The 18,289-nt window shown below is 34.8% G+C and carries 19 protein-coding genes; 17 read left to right on the forward strand and 2 right to left on the reverse strand.

The window, feature by feature from the left end:
• The first annotated feature begins 66 nt into the window (after window positions 1–66).
• The 6 genes from Gferi_RS17710 to Gferi_RS17725 all read left to right on the forward strand — a co-directional run bounded on the left by Gferi_RS17710 (window position 67) and on the right by Gferi_RS17725 (window position 3,978).
• On the forward strand, window positions 67–822 hold the full coding sequence (locus tag Gferi_RS17710; protein WP_069978839.1) for a nitroreductase family protein: 756 nt from the start codon (window positions 67–69) through the stop codon (window positions 820–822).
• Window positions 823–954: 132 nt separating this feature from the next.
• The gene (locus tag Gferi_RS27695) at window positions 955–2,163 is read left to right on the forward strand and encodes a GNAT family N-acetyltransferase (protein WP_083273622.1); all 1,209 of its coding nucleotides are present in this window, start codon (window positions 955–957) and stop codon (window positions 2,161–2,163) included.
• A gap of 98 nt (window positions 2,164–2,261) precedes the next feature.
• On the forward strand, window positions 2,262–2,399 hold the full coding sequence (locus Gferi_RS29505) for a GNAT family protein (protein WP_408607512.1): 138 nt from the start codon (window positions 2,262–2,264) through the stop codon (window positions 2,397–2,399).
• 29 nt (window positions 2,400–2,428) lie between these two features.
• Window positions 2,429–2,563 carry a hypothetical protein gene (locus Gferi_RS29040; RefSeq protein ID WP_257785946.1) on the forward strand — a complete coding sequence of 45 codons (135 nt, stop codon included), beginning with the start codon at window positions 2,429–2,431 and terminating at the stop codon, window positions 2,561–2,563.
• 109 nt (window positions 2,564–2,672) lie between these two features.
• A complete protein-coding gene (locus Gferi_RS17720) occupies window positions 2,673–3,230 on the forward strand; it encodes a GNAT family N-acetyltransferase (RefSeq protein ID WP_069978841.1) in 558 nt (185 codons plus the stop codon).
• Between the two features lie 160 nt (window positions 3,231–3,390).
• Window positions 3,391–3,978: a hypothetical protein gene (locus tag Gferi_RS17725; protein WP_069978843.1), complete on the forward strand. Its 588-nt coding sequence runs from the start codon at window positions 3,391–3,393 to the stop codon at window positions 3,976–3,978.
• Window positions 3,979–4,027: 49 nt separating this feature from the next.
• On the opposite strand, the gene Gferi_RS17730 is transcribed toward Gferi_RS17725, so the two are convergent.
• Window positions 4,028–5,290 carry a PucR family transcriptional regulator gene (locus Gferi_RS17730; protein ID WP_069978845.1) on the reverse strand — a complete coding sequence of 421 codons (1,263 nt, stop codon included), beginning with the start codon at window positions 5,288–5,290 and terminating at the stop codon, window positions 4,028–4,030.
• Between the two features lie 316 nt (window positions 5,291–5,606).
• Here Gferi_RS17730 and Gferi_RS17735 point away from each other — a divergent pair, with 316 nt between their 5' ends.
• The 10 genes from Gferi_RS17735 (at window position 5,607) to Gferi_RS17780 (ending at window position 16,281) form a co-directional block, all read left to right on the forward strand.
• Window positions 5,607–6,410 carry a methyltetrahydrofolate cobalamin methyltransferase gene (locus Gferi_RS17735; RefSeq protein WP_069978847.1) on the forward strand — a complete coding sequence of 268 codons (804 nt, stop codon included), beginning with the start codon at window positions 5,607–5,609 and terminating at the stop codon, window positions 6,408–6,410.
• Between the two features lie 44 nt (window positions 6,411–6,454).
• Window positions 6,455–7,102, forward strand: coding sequence for a corrinoid protein (locus tag Gferi_RS17740; RefSeq protein WP_330389373.1), 648 nt, complete (start codon window positions 6,455–6,457; stop codon window positions 7,100–7,102).
• Between the two features lie 33 nt (window positions 7,103–7,135).
• Window positions 7,136–8,113 (forward strand): uroporphyrinogen decarboxylase family protein, encoded by a 978-nt coding sequence (locus Gferi_RS17745; RefSeq protein WP_069978851.1) that lies wholly within the window; start codon window positions 7,136–7,138, stop codon window positions 8,111–8,113.
• Between the two features lie 186 nt (window positions 8,114–8,299).
• The gene (locus Gferi_RS17750) at window positions 8,300–9,478 is read left to right on the forward strand and encodes an MFS transporter (RefSeq protein ID WP_069978853.1); all 1,179 of its coding nucleotides are present in this window, start codon (window positions 8,300–8,302) and stop codon (window positions 9,476–9,478) included.
• Between the two features lie 636 nt (window positions 9,479–10,114).
• Window positions 10,115–10,822 carry a hypothetical protein gene (locus Gferi_RS17755; RefSeq protein ID WP_069978855.1) on the forward strand — a complete coding sequence of 236 codons (708 nt, stop codon included), beginning with the start codon at window positions 10,115–10,117 and terminating at the stop codon, window positions 10,820–10,822.
• A 781-nt stretch (window positions 10,823–11,603) separates the two neighbouring features.
• On the forward strand, window positions 11,604–12,959 hold the full coding sequence (locus tag Gferi_RS17760; RefSeq protein ID WP_069978857.1) for a nuclease-related domain-containing protein: 1,356 nt from the start codon (window positions 11,604–11,606) through the stop codon (window positions 12,957–12,959).
• A gap of 302 nt (window positions 12,960–13,261) precedes the next feature.
• Complete coding sequence (locus tag Gferi_RS17765; RefSeq protein WP_069978859.1) at window positions 13,262–13,897, forward strand: hypothetical protein; 636 nt, start codon at window positions 13,262–13,264, stop codon at window positions 13,895–13,897.
• Between the two features lies 1 nt (window position 13,898).
• The gene (locus Gferi_RS17770; protein ID WP_069978861.1) at window positions 13,899–14,423 is read left to right on the forward strand and encodes a hypothetical protein; all 525 of its coding nucleotides are present in this window, start codon (window positions 13,899–13,901) and stop codon (window positions 14,421–14,423) included.
• A 379-nt stretch (window positions 14,424–14,802) separates the two neighbouring features.
• On the forward strand, window positions 14,803–15,636 hold the full coding sequence (locus Gferi_RS17775; RefSeq protein WP_069978863.1) for a PHP domain-containing protein: 834 nt from the start codon (window positions 14,803–14,805) through the stop codon (window positions 15,634–15,636).
• A gap of 99 nt (window positions 15,637–15,735) precedes the next feature.
• Window positions 15,736–16,281 (forward strand): GNAT family N-acetyltransferase, encoded by a 546-nt coding sequence (locus tag Gferi_RS17780; RefSeq protein ID WP_069978866.1) that lies wholly within the window; start codon window positions 15,736–15,738, stop codon window positions 16,279–16,281.
• Window positions 16,282–16,474: 193 nt separating this feature from the next.
• Here Gferi_RS17780 and Gferi_RS17785 read toward each other — a convergent pair whose 3' ends face one another.
• Window positions 16,475–16,768, reverse strand: a complete 294-nt coding sequence (locus tag Gferi_RS17785; RefSeq protein ID WP_069978867.1) for a hypothetical protein — start codon at window positions 16,766–16,768, stop codon at window positions 16,475–16,477.
• 593 nt (window positions 16,769–17,361) lie between these two features.
• Between Gferi_RS17785 and Gferi_RS17790 the strand changes: the two genes are divergently transcribed.
• Window positions 17,362–17,763, forward strand: a complete 402-nt coding sequence (locus tag Gferi_RS17790) for an FMN-binding protein (protein ID WP_069978869.1) — start codon at window positions 17,362–17,364, stop codon at window positions 17,761–17,763.
• The last annotated feature ends 526 nt before the right edge of the window (window positions 17,764–18,289 follow it).

Consider the following 18,289-nt stretch of genomic DNA (forward strand, 5'->3'; position numbering starts at 1 on the left):
AATATGTCAGTTTGAATAGGCGAATATAAATAATTTACAAGCATTTATATGAAATGAGGTTAAATAATGAAACCAACAGGTTACTATAATATAATTTTTAAGAGAAAATCGATCAGAAAATATGAAACTACGCCAATAGAGGAGAATAAGCTGGATGAAATCTCATTCTATTTAGGTACTTTAAAACCAATGTATGAGGATATTAAAACAGAGATGAAGATTGTGCCACTGAAAGATATTAAGAGCCTGCGGCCAATAAAAGCACCTCATTATGTTTTGATATATTCGGAAGTGAAAGATGGTTATTTAGAGAATGCAGGATTTCTGCTGCAGCAGGTGGATTTATATCTCTCCGCTAACGGTATGGGAAGCTGCTGGGTAGGAATGGCAAAACCTGCAAAAGAGATGTCAACGAACAAATCGCTTGAATTTGTCATCGCATTGGCTTTTGGAAAGCCAATGGAGCCGCTTCATAGAGAGAGTTTGATAGAATTTAAGAGAAAGTCGTTAGAAGATATCAGCAACACCTCTGGTATGAATGAACTGCTGGAAGCTGCCCGACTGGCTCCTTCTGGAATAAATAGTCAACCTTGGTTTTTTGCAGGAGGAGAAAGCATGATTCATGCCTATTGCATAAAATCAAATATACTTAAAGCCATTTTATATGAAAAAATCAATAAGATTGATATGGGTATTGCGATATGTCATATTTGGCTGGCTGCAAAGCATTTTGGCAAAGATATTCAGCTGATATGTAATAAAGAAGCAGAGGATCATGCACCGAAGGGGTATGATTATATAGTCACTGTGGAAGTGCAATAGCAAAAAGTCAACGAAAGTCTTGTGTTCACAGAATTTCTCTGAGCTTAAATATTCGCCAGATCAGAGGGTATTGCAAAAAAATGCTGTGTAAAACTTTATCTGATTTATAATAGAGGATATGGAGGGATTCTGTTGCAAGAAATATTGGATTACTTAATAAAAAATGAGTATCTGAATGCTTATATTATACGGGGACTGGTAAATAAAGTGGCTGATTTTAAATATGAGATTGAGTACAATCCTAGCAAACAGATTAGTAGTTTGGCCGCATTCTGGGAAGAGAGTCAAGCAGTTACTTTAAGGGGAGATAAAACATTTCGTAAGAGATGGTTTAATCAATACTATAAAGAATATAATTTCTATGATCTGGAGGAAAATTTCATAGAAAACGAAATGGAAGACTTTATAAAATCGATTAAAACAGATTCTATTTCCTACTATCTTATCATGGTGTATGAATCAGGCCGTTTGTCTACAGGGAATAAGGCTATTGAATATAAAAAAATTGATAGAAATGAGTGGGAGAGGATATCTAAAATATATAAAGATAGCTATAATAAGGAATTTACAGAATTTAATCCTAACAACATGGAGTGGATTTGTGTATACGATGGAGAACAGGCGATTGCAAATATTTGTGTAGAGCGCGTGTATAAAGATTTATTAATCCTGTCTAACTTCTATGTAATACCTGATAAACGGGATTTGGGGATCGGAACAAAATTATTAGAGACGCTCCTTAGAGACTATGCAAATTTCAGATTGCAATTATTTGTTGCTCAAGAAAATATCAGAGCAATCAAATTATATAAAAAGTTAGGCTTTAAGGTTCATAGCAGAGCTGTAAATATAGAGATGCATAAACTGGAGGAAGGAGTGAGTAGATTGAAAAATCCAATTTTATTTACTAGAGTTGGATATTCATATTTGCCAACTACCAGCATAGAAGAATCGATTAATTGGTACACAAAGTATTTAGGGCTAAAGTTAGTCGATAAATTTGAAGATCGTGGGTCATTCATTGGCGTTTTGCATTATCCGCATAAAAATGCTATTGCGGTAGTACTCGTTGAAACAGAAAATCATAAACCCCTTACAATTATTCGAAATGGTATCAAATTTCCAATAATGGCAATGGCCTGCCCTGATATAGAATATACCCATAACATACTAAAGGAAAATGGTGTGGAAGTTGAAAATATCAATGTTTTAGGCAATGGAGAGGCCAAGTATTTTTATTTTAGAGACAATGAAGGTAATTTTCTTGAAGCTGCATGGTCGATTTGGGACCTGGAAGATGAAATTAAAGAGGACTTTTTCAAGTCTGATGATGCAATATAAGTATTATATTAGGGGAAAGAAGCTTTAAAAACATTCTATCCTTTTATCAATGGGCAATTGCATTAAAAGGAAATAAGCAACCTATAGGGGCGATTGGACTGTTTGTAGTGAATGAAAACGACCTGTGTGGAGACGTTGGATATTGTGTAGGTAAAAAATACTGGGGACAAGGCTTTGCAACAGAGGTACTTAATAATGAAGAAGAGTTAACGTATGTTTACGGGAAAATTGTGTAATTATTTCCGGCTAGGAAGGAGTTGGGTTAATGATGAGACTTGCTACTTTTGGAATTATTCTACTTCCATTGTACTTTGCTGTTCCTGCTTTAATATTGTATTTTGTAGTAAAGTTAGCAGTGAAAAATGCAATAAGAGAATTGAAAGAAGAGAAAATCCTTTAGAAATGCGATTTTCTTATAGATATCTTTCTTAACCTCAACAGAGAGATTATGCGTAGTAAAACCAGAGTATTTTTTGTAAATGATAGGATGATAAAGGAGGGGATAGAACATGTTTAAATACATAGTAGATAAGGATCTTGAACTAAAAATGCTGGATATTAATCATGCGGAGGCGTTATATGATTTAACTGACGCATGTAGGCTATACCTGAGGAAATGGCTTCCGTGGGTGGATGATACCAAGAGTGTTGAAGATACAAAAGCATTTATAGAAATGACTAAAAAACAATTTGCATCCAATCATGGATTTCAGGCAGGAATATGGTACAAGCAAAATTTAGCTGGAGTAATAGGTTATCACAAGGTGGATTGGGCGAATAAATCAACAAGTATAGGTTATTGGCTGGGAAAAGATTATCAGGGAAACGGCATAATGATAAGAGCAACTAAGGCATTTGTAGAATATGCATTAACAGAATTAAATCTAAATAGGGTAGAGATCAGATGTGCTGAAAAAAACTATAAGAGCAGGGCGATTCCGGAAAGATTAGGGTTTACTAACGAAGGAATTTCGAGGGAAACAGAATGGCTTTATGACCATTATGTCAATCATGTTATTTATGGTATGCTGGCTAGTCAGTGGAAAGGTGTCAGAAGTATATCCTGATCCTTCACAGCCTTCGGAATAACAGGGATACCTTCCTGAAGCAATGCAAAATGTAGGGGCCGCACAGTGTTCGCCCGCATTCGAAGGTATTCTTCTCCAATTACGCCGCAATCGCGGAATTTTATGTAAAGGGATTATTCACATTTTGTGAGGTAAAATTATGAAAAAAGTGTTTATAATATTTTTTGCTTTTATTATCCTCTGCGTAGGATGTGTTGAAAAAGAAAAGCAATCAAACATAGAAAGTATAATACCGGATACAAATCCTAAAAATCAAACCAAAACTTGTCTTTCTCCCACTGGTGAATATCGTGCTGAAGCATACGGTACAGTTACTACGATCACTGCAGGGGGGCTTTATCCCTATGAGGGTATCCGTGTGTTGCAAGTAGATAATGATGAAATTATCTGGAAAATGGAACCCGGATATTACACTGTGGATTTTGCATGGTCGCCTGATGGCCGGTATGTAGGGATTTATTATGAAGCACGAACTTATGGAGAAAGTATTGTTTTTGATACAAAATATAAAAAATTAATATCTTTACCCGTACTGACTGATATTGCTTCTTATTATGGTGAAAGCGTGAAACCGCAGGAAAACAGACCTGACCCGTATTTCAGCATAGCTGGATGGGAAAATGAAGAAACAGTAGTTGTAGATGTTCGTTGGAGTAAGGAAGATTGTGAGTATTTTAACGGACAATATACTTTCAATATGGAAACACATAACGTGTCTTATAGATAGAGTCAGTAAAATTTTTCCATCCTCTTCATTTATATTTGGGGAATTGCCCTTAGGGTAAATCAATTTTCAACAACTCTAGAATTTTAAAAGATAAATGTAAATGAAGAGATGTATTCTGGTTATTTATATCGATATCTATAATGTCTTGAATTTTCTCAAGCCGGTAGAACATTGTATTGCGGTGAATATTCAAATCTTTGGCAGATTCAGTAATTCTTTGGGAATGAAGAATAAAGGCATATAGACTACGGGTATAATTCGTTTTATTCTCCCTGTCGTACTCTATTAGTTTCAACAGAGAAGGATGGCATGCTTTCTTGAGATTTTCAATATTGGAGCATGATTCCACAAAATGATAAAGGGCGTATTCCTCATAGGAGAAAAAGTATTCTTCTTTATTAAGGGACATACCTAATCTTAAAGCGTTCAAAGCTTGTAAATAATGCTCCTGCACTTCTTCCAATCCATAATAACAACGACTTATGCCAGCATATAACTGGTGGTTTTTTAAAAAAGCTTTTAGCTTCTGCATCTCGGATTTAAAGAATTGCCTGCTGTTATCACAACTGACTATTAAAACAATATTATCATCATAAACGACTGTTTTACTGTTGGATATGCTTTGCTCAAGCTTATCTTTCAAATAAAGCAAGGTGGTTTTACTTTTATCGAAACTGCTGATATCCAGCGTGAGCGTATACAAATTCTTCTTAAATTTGATATTTAGTGCTTTAATCCTTTCCTCAATTGTTTTTCTGTCCTTTTTCTTTCCATATAATAGGTCTATAATAAATTCCTCATGCATTAACTCACGGGAATAGTGAATGAATTTATTCTTTTGCAGTGCAATAGATATAGCTTTAGACAAAAGATCAGCCAGTTCAAGATCTATTTCTTGGAAGGGCTTTTCATGTGCAATAATACTTAAAACAGCGATTTGTTTACTGTTGATTGCTACTTTGCTCATAATCCGGGGATATTTTGAGTAAGGATCACTCCAAATAAAAGAGGATTGACTTTGATTAACGATTTGCATGAGCTTATTAGCGGTATAATGATTTATTAAACCAAATGACGCATAACCCGCTGTGGCGAATTCATTCCACACGGGATCGTCATTTATTTTAGAGTGGTTTAAATAGGCAATTCTTTTAAAACTCATATTGATAATCAAAATTGAGTTTCCTAGCATCTCATACCCTATTTCGACTAACCGGTTTAAGTCACCTTCCCCTGCGAGCGCATCCATTAGCTTTAGAGAACTTTGTGCCAGAGAAGATTGCTTACTTAAATTTGCAGCTAAACTTTCCATTTCCAAGACCTCCCCAAGGGTGTTGTGCAATGTGAACAAAATGTTCTTTATTATATCAGACAGACATACAAAGGACTATGGCATTTAAAAACGAAATTTTCAATAAATTCACTTTAAATTTTATCAGAATGCCTAGCAAACAAAAAGGGGGTATTTATTTATTTTATAACAATTAGGAAAACGATTACGATAAGATTTTTAGTGAGAATATTTTGGTGTACTTTGCAGATGTTTTATGCAGAAAGACAAAAGGCATTTGGAAAGACAGTATAAGCATTAACTTATATGAATTTAAAGAGGAAAAGGGGGAGAAGATGTGATCATAATTGGTGAAAAAATCAACGGTTCTATTCCTTCCGTAGCAAAAGCAATTGCCGAGAAGGATGCAGACTTTATTAAGAATCTTGCTAAACTTCAATCCGCAGCAGGGGTTGCATTTATTGATGTGTGTGCCTCCGTAGACGAAACCATTGAGGTTGGAACAATGAAGTGGCTTATTGACTTGGTACAGGAGGTTACAGATACGCCGATTGCTGTTGACAGTCCTAGTGCCGGAGTCTGTGCAGAAGCAATAAAGTTTTGCAACAAGCCTGGTCTTGTAAATTCAGTATCACTGGAAGGAGATAAAATTGATGTAATATTTCCTATTATAGCGGATACCAAATGGCAGTGCGCTGCTCTCTTGTGTGACGATACAGGTATCCCTCAAACTGCTGAAAAACGCATGGAAGTATTTGCAGGCATTATGAAAAAAGCTAAAGAATATAACATTGACCCATCCCGTTTGCACATAGATCCACTGGTAGAGATGCTTTGTACATCAGAAGACGGTGTCAAGACTGTTGTTGATGTGATCAAAGAAATAAAAGCACAGTATCCAACCATTCATGTGACAGGGGCTGCAAGTAATGTATCCTTCAATCTGCCGGTTCGAAAAATCGTAAACCAAGCCTTTGTGGTTCTTGCAATGAATGCAGGCATGGACAGTGTGATTATGGATCCATTAAGCAGGGATATGATGGGCATGATTTATGCTACAGAAGCATTGTTGGGTATGGACGAATACTGTATGGAGTACATTGGTGCATATAGAGAAGGTATATTTGGTCCACAAAAGTAGTTCTTAATCATAAATAAAATAGATAATTTAAGAGGGAGGAATTTATGATGTCAAAACTTCAAGAAGTAAAAGCTCAGGTGGAGGCAGGTAAAACAAAATTGGTTCCTGGATTGGTGCAAGAAGCATTAAGTGAGGGATGTTCAGCAACAGACGTCCTTAATGCGATGGTCGAAGGAATGGGAGTTGTAGGGGAAAAGTTCTCAACTGGAGAAATATTTGTACCAGAAATGCTTGTAGCAGCAAAAGCGATGGCTAAGGGGGTAGAAGTGCTTAAACCTCATCTGGCAGGTGCCGGTACTTCTTCTTTAGGCACATGTGTTATCGGTACAGTTGCAGGGGATTTGCATGATATTGGTAAAAATCTAGTTTCTATGATGATTGAAAGTGCAGGATTTAATGTAGTTGACCTTGGGGTAGATGTACCTGTACAAAAATTTGTGGATGCAATTAAAGAAAATGACAATGTAAAAATAGTAGCCTGTTCTGGCTTGCTTACCACCACAATGCCAGCATTGAAAGAAACTGTCGCAGCTATCAAAAACAGCGGCTTAACAGGCTTTAGGGTCATGGTTGGCGGTGCCCCCGTAACTCCTGAGTATGCAGCAGAGATCGGGGCCGATGGCTATTCTCCGGATGCAGGTAGTGCTGCGATCAAAGCAAAAGAATTAGTAGCAGTTATGGCAACAGCTTAAGCCATACCGTAAATATAAGGGGGGTAATGATATATGTTAACAAAAAGACAGAATTTATTGGAAACGATTAAAGGCGGAAATCCCGATAGATTTGTTAAGCAGTATGAGTTTATGAACCTTATCATGGAAGCTCCATTAGGGGTTGAGTTCAATTATGGCCAGACATGGAAATGTCATTGGGGTATCACATGGCAATGGCCAGAAGGGCAGCTTGGCATGTTTCCTGTACATGATAAGGAACATACAGTAATAAAAGATATCACTGAGTGGAAAAAATATGTGACCATTCCTACTATCGAAACCTCAGATGAAGCATGGGCTGCAGCGATTGTACGGGCAAATGCTATTGACCGCAATGAAGAATTTGTGGCTGCATTTTTTGCACCTGGTATCTTTGAGATGACTCATCACCTAATGGGTATGGAAAATGCATTAATGGCGTTATATGAAGAGCCTGAAGCCATGCATGAACTGATTGAGGCCCTCACTCAGTATGAACTGGATTTTGCTAAAGTTTGCATTGAAAAGATCCGTCCCGATGCTATTTTGCACCATGATGACTGGGGCAGCCAATTAAGCTCCTTCATATCCCCTGAAATGTTTGAAGAATTCTTCTTGCCTGCATACAAGAAAATTTATGGATTTTATAAAGCCAATGGGGTAGAACTTATTGTTCATCACAGTGATTCTTATGCCGCTAATCTGGTTCCTTATATGATCGAAATGGGTGTAGATATTTGGCAGGGAGTTATGAACACCAACAACATACCTGAACTAATTAAGGAATACGGTGGAAAAATTTCCTTTATGGGAGGCATTCACAGCGGGTTAGTAGACTTCCCAAGCTGGACACCTGAGATTGTTGCTGAACATGTGGCACAGGCTTGCAAAGCCAATGGCAGCAAATACTTTATTCCATGCCAGACTTCAGGTTTACCTATTGAATCATTTGAAGGGGTATATGAGACCCTCAATAAAGAGATTGATAGAATGAGCAAAGAAATGTTCTAGATTTTGCATATAAAATAATGAACCATGCAAATATAAAGCCTTCGAAGTTCGTCTTTGGAGGCTTCTTTTTTCTTAGTAGATTATTTGTTGCATATAAATTATCCAGGAGGGTGCGAGGGGGATCTTTAAAGGTTAAACAAGTCAGTCAAAAAACTATCATAATTATGAAAAAGGGGTGTTTTATAAGTGGATAAAAAAAAGATAAAGGTTGCCATATTAGCAATTTCATCTGTTCTAATGGCATCGATGACGATTTCGGCAATATTAGCTGATATTTTAAATTATTATCCTAAAGTAGGGCAGTCTATTATCCAGATGGTTTTGACTTTACCAGCTTTGTTGGGAATGGTGTTTGCATTAGTTTCTGGTCCCCTTTCTACAAGAATTTCCAAAAAGAATATTGTGATTTTTGGACTTTTGTGCGGTTTTTTTGGTGGGGCATTGGCTTTCCTGATGGGGGGCATCAGTATTTATGTACTTCTTATTGCTAGTGCATTCATTGGAGTGGGTCAAGGAATAAACTCCACCCTGTCAATGGCCCTTATATCAGATTACTTCCAGGGAGAAGAATGCAGTACACTTATGGGCTTACAGTCAGCTTTTGTTAATCTTGGCGGTATGGTGATACTGCTAATATCCGGAGTCTTAGCTGGAATGGATTGGAGGTCATCCTACCTCATTTACGTTATTTTTATCCCTGTTTTACTGCTTGTAATAAAAGGTTTACCAAAGGAGGCTCCAATCAAAGAAGTTGCTAGCACTGCAAAAGAGAAGAGTAAATTAAATTATGTAGTATATTCTACCTGCTTCCTGGTATTTTGCTATGCTTGTTTCCTGTTTGTTTTCCAATCCAATGTATCTCTTGTTATTGCTACGAATAGCTTAGGAAATGCAACCTCCGGCGGATTAGCCAATTCATTTATGGTTGCAATTGGAGCGTTTACGGGGTTTGCATACGGGCATATTAAAAGAATTTTCAAAAGCTATCTGATATCGGTAGGCATTATAGTAACAGCTTTTGGGATGTTAATGGTTTTTGCCGTTGGAAACCTCATTTCTGTTTTTGTAGCAGCCGGTTGTGCAGGCTTTGGATTGTCTACGATAATGCCTACAGCAATATTTAATGTTTCATCCTCTGTAAAACCAGAGCTTAGTGCTACCGCCATAGCTTTAACAACCAGTGCTTCAAATGTTGGTATGTTTGTTTCACCTTTTATTATAAACCGGATTTCAAACAGCCTTCATTACGAAGATATAGGTCTCAGATTTTTGATAGCGGCAATTTCATTAGTGGTGCTAGCAGGAGTATCTTTACTGGTTAATTCTAGGGTTAGTAAAACGCAAGAAAATATAGGTTTAAACTAAAAGGGGTTCTACAACCCGTCCGATAGCACATTCTTTCTATGCTGCATCATAATTGCAAAGCCGAATAGCCGGCAAAAATCACTGCGATTCAGCGTACAAATGATACGGTATTTTTATAGCATACTGAAAAAACTGATAAACCTCTGTCAGATAAGAAAAGGATGGCTGGATCATCCTTTTCTTATCTGATTTATGGGTTATTTCACGTGCTGGAATTCTCCTGGCATATGTACTATAATGAAAAAAGGTTAAGCTATATTCCTTGAATAATGCATGTTATCGAAAAGAATAAATATTTTATAATTTATCGTACCCCTGAAAATCATTATAGGGAACAAGATCTAATTGTTTACTCCGATAATAAAGTTGCTATTTCTAATACAAAACGAATACGAATTGAATACAGAATCAGCAATGGAGATAAAAGCGTTTTAGAGGAACTATCTAGTTGTTTAGAGTCAATCACTGAGAAAGATATTTAGAGATTCTAGCTTAGTCCTGCTTCGTATAAAATATAATTTGACATAAATAAGGAGCGTATTAAATGTCCTTATTTTTCAAGTTTTATTCATTATGCGTTATGTGAATGGTTTATATTGTAGTATCTGTAAATAATCAAAAGGGAGAAATTGTCTAATGAAGAAAAATAGAATAATCGCAGGTATTGTAATGCTGTTAACCATATTTGCAGCATACCAGTTGTATAATGATGAATATAGCATAAGAGATAATGAGGTTGAGATAGAGAAAGCTATTATGGAGTTCACCACACCTTTTGAAAATAACCGTGGGGTTAAAAATCCAGTTATCATAGACAGAATAAGGGTGGACAATAAGCTTTTGGTATTTTATGGAGATAGAGATGTAGAAGGTCTCTTTGGATTCACTCCATTACATAGAGGTATAAATGGGAAATACCAGATAAGAAATACTAATTATGGTGGTGGCAATTTTTATATTGTAGGTTATGGTTTTAAAACTTCAAAAGGTAATTATGTAGCTGTTGGAGGCAGTGGTTATAGCAGAAGGATAGCATCATATAAGGTTTTTTCAGGGTTTTTGATAGAAGATGCAGTAGAATTGTTTAATGGCAATGTTGATGGTAGTACTTTTTTAAACATATATGAAGTAGATAATGAAAATAAATTCCCAACGGTCAAAATATATGATGCAAATGGAACCGATATATCTGAAGAATTATGGAATGATTTTAATGATGTTCCCAGTGGTGGGGTTGGAAAAGCAGAATTATTTATGCTTAATGTATTCATATTTATTATTCTAATTATAGGATTAGTTATTTCGAAGTATTTTTGGGAAAAAGAGATACCAAAAGTAGAATGATTGCAGATTAAGTCAAAATTTATTATAAAAACGAAACCACAACGAGTACCTCTGTCTATTGAATTCAATGGTTTTAGTTTTTTTACAATAGAAAAATGATAACTATCTGCCAAATATTAAGAGGACGACTAGGATCATCCTTTTTTGATTTAGCTGCAAGGATATTCCATATACTGGTATTTTCCACAGATATAGGCTATAATGAAGAAAGGTTGGGACATATCTGCAGAAAAATGCGACATACAGGGAGTGTTCCATGCATCACATACCGACAGGCTGTTATTTCCTGTAGGGGAGCACATTGTTCTCCCGATGCATATCATTAGCGGGCGCACACTGTGCTCCCCTACATTGTCTCCAACATAAGGATAGAGGTAGGGGCAGGCATATGTCTGCCCGAAGAGACGGCAAAACCAACGGGTGGACACATAGGTCCACACCCTACCAATATGCCACATCATTCTTATATTGGGCCATTGTAGTTTCATGATGTGTCAGAGTAAGCTAGTGAGATTGTGTTAGGAAATAAATTTGAATAATATAGAGAAGAGTTTCGTCAGAGACTGTGAAGAAAGTAGAAAAAAAGAAAGGTAAAATATGTTTTAACTACTGCTGCATCAATAGGAATAGTACAACATTAAGTTAAGCCGGACGGCTTTTGGGAAAGTATGCTATCCGGCACTTTTTTGTTTGCTCGACAGGTTTTGACATACTATCATCCTTCTAAGTATTAGAATGAAGTATATAATGCATGAACATCATCCTAGTGAGGTGAGCCGAGATGCCGGCAAAAATTGTGATTCAGAATAGAGAAATAAAAGATTTGTTTTACCGGAGAATAGTTGAATCAAATGATAGGGGGCAAGTAAGTCAACCTTGTCAAAAGGATTTAGAAATTCAGCACAGAAAGCAAATACAAGGTTTTCACGGTAAGCTTTCTGTTAAGACAGCTCTTTTTTTCTATCTTAGCAGCAACCATATATTGATGAACGATATTGTACTTGAAGTAAATCCTAACGATTTTATTCAGATTGACCATCTGGTATTGTCTAGTAAAGGTATTTTTGTTATTGAAACTAAAGCTTGGAATGGCGAGTTTGATTTGTTTACAATAGGCTGGAAACAGAAAGGTGACTGCAAAACCCTGGATTGCTCAACAAATTCTATTGATGAGAATGTAAGACATGTCAATTTGCTTAAGACATGGTTAAAAGACAATTTAAATGAATTAGAATACCAGAAAACCGAAAAATTTGTTTGTCCAATGTTGGTTTTGAAAAAGGGTATAGTAAGAATAAATGAGTGTGATCCAACAATGATAATTCAAGATAGTGGTATCGCAGCCGCTACGCATATTAATAATACATTAGGTGAAAATATTCCAATTGATTTAATATCAAAGATTATAGGTTTGATTAAACATTCAAAGCCACTTGAACATTGGACATGGATGCACAATCATTATGATTTTGAGGATATCAGAACGATAACCATAAATGGATCCTTAGGTGTTGCTGAAGAGGTTCGCCAAATATACAAGAAAAAAGGCTATGAAGTTTCACCCTTCAATGAAAAAAATGATGATAATACATATCAATTTACCATAGAGAATCATTTAGAAAAAGAATTCGCTTTGAAAATAAATTCTGTTGATCACAGTAATAATGAAAGAGTTTTAATAAAAGAGCATAAGTCATTATTTCCGATTATACTTAGAAGAACAGTAGTACTTGGAATGATTCTATTTGCTCTATTATACGGTATTGATAAAATAAATGACCTTATAAAGACTGAACATGCGAAAAATTATTTCACGTCTCAGGCCGAACCATTCCATGAAATATATCCGGGAATGGAGTTTATCGTCGATACTAAGCATACGAATATATCATTAGAAGATGGCAATAGTACTCTAATGAGTGATATATATATAAAAGGTACTGTAATTCATTTCTATGAAGATAAGATCGTAAAGATATATTTTCCTGACAAAAGCGAAAAAATAATTCATTTTGAAGACGATATAGTAAAAGTTGAAGTCGGTAATAGTTATACATCAGTCTATCACCTAAATAAAAAACAAAAACATCAAAAATATTTTAAATATAATTTTATTACAAATGAAATAGTTGAGTAGAGTTTCTGATAGGATCAATTACATTTTTTACTGGTATAGTTTGGATAGTTTTCTTGAATATGAAAGCCACCCTTTGGAGAAGTTATAATCGTTTATGGATAAGTTAACGCGATGAAATATCTAATAATGGATTTTCTTCAGATATACCTGAGTGGATGGACGTCAGAATATGCCTATAAGAATATCTCAAGAAAATAAATATGTGGCATGGGAGGAGCAAATCATCCGTGAAAATCCTGATTATGATGCACTAGCAATTTTGTAGATATTCATGAAAACACGGCAACAAGGAGGCAATTAGAATGAGAAGATTTTTTACAATATTTTTAATTATTGTTATTATAATGGTGTTTTCTGCTTGTTCAAACAACACAGGTACACCGAAATTACTCAGTAAGGAAGGTGTTGCACCCTATGAGTTGTCAGAAAGTGATACATATCTTCTGCAGTCGTTAGGACTTGAAAAGGATACAAATATCATATCTTTTAAAGCTCCTAAAACTGCAAGAAGCCTTAAAGTAAATGTTTATGTTTTGAATGATAACGACACTTGGAATGTTATGGGAGGTGGGCAGGTGTCATTAGGGCAGGATGCCAATCCAGATGATAGATTAGAAGGTACGTTTGCGATGATGATTAAAGACAACTATGCAATAGATTTCAATATCAACACAATGGGAAGGGCATCATATCAAACTGATACTCTGGATGTCGATTCTGAAATTGTAGCATCTTCAAAAGGGTTTCTGACAGATTTTCAAAGGATTGAAATCAATAAAGAAATACCTGTTGCTATTATGACTTATGACAGTGGTACCAGTATGAGAAGCTATACTATGGAAGATTTCTTTTCACCTTCAAGATTTGAAGAAATGGACTTGGTCCAAGCAGTAACACTGATTTTTACTGATGAAACTAAATTACCAGAGGGGGTATAAGATGAAAAAAATTATAATGATTTTATTAGCAATACTTGTAGCATTTGGAGTCTCTGCATGTAATGATATAACTACACAAAAAGAAATTGGTAGTATAACAAATGACAATAAGGCTTCCGTTGATACAGAAGAAACAACTGATGACACAAACTATGATAAAGTAAGTGCATATATGAAAGAAGAATGTAGAAAAGCTTTCTCTCCATACTATGAGTTGCTAGATTTTCAAATATCAGATTATCAGGAAGAAGTTGTGAATGGGAATGTTGAAGCTATTTTTTCATATAAGCTGATACATAAAAATTATGATAGAGACCCAGATACGGTCGGATATATTAAAGAGGCGAAGGAAAGTGGAAATAAAAACTATCAACAGTTATACGATGAATACTTGCAACCAAAGGAAATGAATTTTCATTTAAAAGCTATTATTGGTGAAAATGATTTAATAACTTTATATTCTAATATTTCTCCCAAAGGAATCGAATGGGAAGAAACGAAAATGACTGATTTTATTATAAAATAGAGATAAGTAGCAATAGTAGTTGTGACACATTGTGGTGATATTATGTCATAGTATTTAAATGCGACATATTGGTGGAGTGTGGACCTATGTGTCCACCCGTTAATTTTGCTGTCTCTTTGGGCAGACGCACAGGTCTGCCCCTGCCGCTATCCTTATGTTGGAGACAATGTAGGGGAGCACAGTGTGCGCCCGCTAATGATATGCATCGGGAGAACAATGTTCTCCCCTACAGGAAATAACAGCCTGTCGGTATGTGATGCATGGAACACTCCCTGTGGTCGTCCGCGACCCTGTTGTGACGCATCATTCTTATATTGTACCATAGCAGTAGAGCAAAACGAAGAAAGGTCAAATTATATTGAACTTAAGGGGGAATATAATGTTTAGAAAAATTGCAGATTTGCACATTCATTCCTTCTACTCAGATGGAACAATGTCTCCAGAAGAAATTATAATAGCAGCATCTAATAAAGGGGTAGGTCTATTAGCAATAACAGACCATGATATACTTGATGGTTCGATGGAATTAATGAAGCTCTGCAACAGTTATGATATAAAATGTATCCCGGGTGTTGAGGTAGACGCAGTCGACAATGGAGTTAATTATCATATTTTAGGATATGGTATAAATTTGGCTAATGAAGAGTTCAGTCAGTTCATTAAACAAAACCGTAATCTCTTAGAGGAAGTTAATATAAAGCTAATTGAAAAAATGGAACATGATTATGACTGTGTAACATTATCAGATTATACAGACTTCAAGTATGATAAAAGAAAGGGCGGCTGGAAAGCATTACATTATTTCATTGAGAAAGGTCTAACGAAAAGTTTACTGGAAGGATTTATGCTGTATTCAAAGCATGAACATTCCTATAACTGTGTACAATTTCCATCTATAGAACAAGTTTGTAAATATATTCATAGCGCTGGAGGTAAAGCAATTTTAGCACATCCAGGTAAAGTTATCAAAGAAGCTAACATAGACGACTTTAAGAATGAAATATTGAGAATTGTTAACTCAGGTATAGATGGTATTGAATGCTATTATCCATCACATACAAGGGAGATTACAAATCTATGCATTGAAATTTGTAAAGACAGAAACTTACTTATAACCTGTGGCTCTGATTGTCATGGTGAATTTGAAGATTCAGAAATCGGAGAAATGAATATACCAATTGAAAAGCTTAGACTTGATGATATTATTTACTGATGTAAAAGACTATAGTAATTATGCTATAATCTCTATATAAATAGGTGTAATTGTACATAGAAACGCAATAAGGATTATTTATATAATTGGGGGAAAAAGATGAAAAGATTGAAATTAGTTTTACCAACACCAGCGTATAAAGAGAAACTTATGGATTATAAAAGAGAATTTATTGAAAATGGAGATAGTCTGGATGGTACTGCGGGTTTGAGAAAAGCTGAAACTTTTGAAGAGTGGTATAGTGGATTTTGTGATAATCTAAGAGAAGAAACTGTAAGAGACGGATTAGTTCCAGCAACAACATATATGGCTATTTCTACAGCTGACGGTCGTTTAATTGGCATGATTGATATTAGACATCGCTTAGATGATTATTTGTTAAATTTCGGAGGACATATAGGTTACAGTATAAGAAAATCAGAAAGACAGCAAGGATATGCAACTGAGATGTTAGGATTAGCTTTATCAGAATGTGCAAAATTAAATATTAAAAAAGTTCTCATCACTTGCGACAAAGATAATGTTGCATCGGCAAGGACTATAATAAATAATGGGGGCATATTAGAAAATGAAATACCAGAAGAAAATAGAATTACACAAAGATATTGGATAATTCTAGATAAAGATTATGATAATAACCTGTAGATAAACTAAGTTACCTTCTTTTAATTAAGATTATGTTTAAGAATGCTGTTGTTTTTATGCTATTTTAATAGGACCACTGTAGTCCCATTAGTTTTATTAGATAAGAAGAGTGTGCAAAAAATCATATAGTAATGCAATTTATGTGTAAATATTTCATAATATCCTATTGAAATGCCGCAGAAAAATTACTTTTCTAATCCATAATAATATCCTTATACTTATTTTTTAGTTTTACTTGGATAAAAAGGCCAATTATTAAAAAGATAAAATTTCCAATTCCAAAAAAGAAGAAGAACTTTGGATACTCGAGAGCAAACATAAAGGAAAACACAGGCGCAAGACCATGTTTAACGCCTCCATATGGGAATATAGGAAGGAAAAAAGATATGGATATAGCTCCTAAAAGAAAAAATATACAATTTAGAATTCTAAGTAACCGATATAGTCTATTTACCCTCTTAAATAGCTCCATTTTTTTCTTATCCATTATATATCCTCCTGATTAAATACTAATTACAGTATATTATATTCTATCTTTCAAATTAATTCCAAAGTAGGAATGCATAGTTATTTACAGTGTTATGGAATATCTATATTAGGAAGAGAGATGGAGATATGATGCATTACAAGGATGATACGAACATTCTATATAGGATAAAAATAGGCAATCCCATGTAAAATTATATCACAAAATATGGAAAAATTTACGAATGTAGAGTAGTGTATCTACCGACAAGAATACGTTAACCCCTAGCTTTGGCTGCAAGGGTTTGAGGCTATCACAATAGAAAAATGATAACTATCCGCCGGATAACAGAGGGTGACATAGGACATCCTTTTTTTTATTGGACTAATATGGGATTCCATATACTGGGATGCTGAGATAAAATATACTATAATGAAGAAGGTATAGTACACATTTGTATTTTTATACGTAACAAGTATTAGGAACAAAGATGTGAATAATGAACCTTGAAAACTAAATAATACGGTATTTTTTATCTACATAAATAATTGCAGACTTTTTATTACAACAAACGTTTATATAGTTGTAAAAGAAAAAGGAGGTTTGAAATTATTATGAAGAAAGTATTGATTGCTGCTACATCTGCAATATTATTAATCACATTAGGCATATATCTTTTTTTCATATTGCCAAATGAAAAAAATCTAGATGTTATTAGAAATATGCCAATAGAAAATGTAGATTTGAATAAGATAAATGATGGAGTATATAAGGGCGATTTCAGCTACGGCTCACACACTTACAAGGTAGAGGTAAGTGTAATAGAACATAAGCTTGAAAAAATTGATGTCATTAGTAATAGAGATTCATCACATGCAAAAAAGGCAGAAGGTGTCATTAGTAGAATTTTAGAAGAGCAATCTCTGGATGTGGATGTAGTATCAGGGGCAACCACTACGAGTAAAGCCTTACTTAAAGCAGTAGAAAACGCACTGAAATCTAGTCCAAAGATATAGTTCAACAAATTGGATCTCTAGTGGCATGTATTCTTATTGTTAATAGGAATAAAGCTAAGAATTGATTTATCACAAAAATACCGTATTATTCAGAACTGAATCTTACGGTATTTTTGTGCGTTAAATTTACAATTAGTAGGAGTGAGATAGATTGAAGAAGCACTTGTACAAAATTACTCATAATACAAGTTTTGAAAATTTCATTGATGCATTTAATGATTGCATAAGATACTCGAAAACAATCATTCTTCAAAAGGATAATGAAAAAGCATTGGTTGAAATTCCACCTTCTGGTGATCGATCAATGACAAAAACGCATCTATCTATTTGCAAGGATAAATTTCAAAGTCGTGGATTTAATATCGAGAAAATGTAAGTTGGACTAAATATAAGGTTTGTGTCGCAATTCAAGGAGAGAACTAAACCGCTATCGCGGTGGCTGCTGACCCCTTTAAACCTACTTAGAATATAAAAATAAAGTGGTATCTTGATTAAAGATGCCACTTTATTCATATCAACACTTCCT

The sequence above is a fragment of the Geosporobacter ferrireducens genome (assembly GCF_001750685.1).
Lineage (GTDB): Bacteria > Bacillota > Clostridia > Peptostreptococcales > Thermotaleaceae > Geosporobacter > Geosporobacter ferrireducens.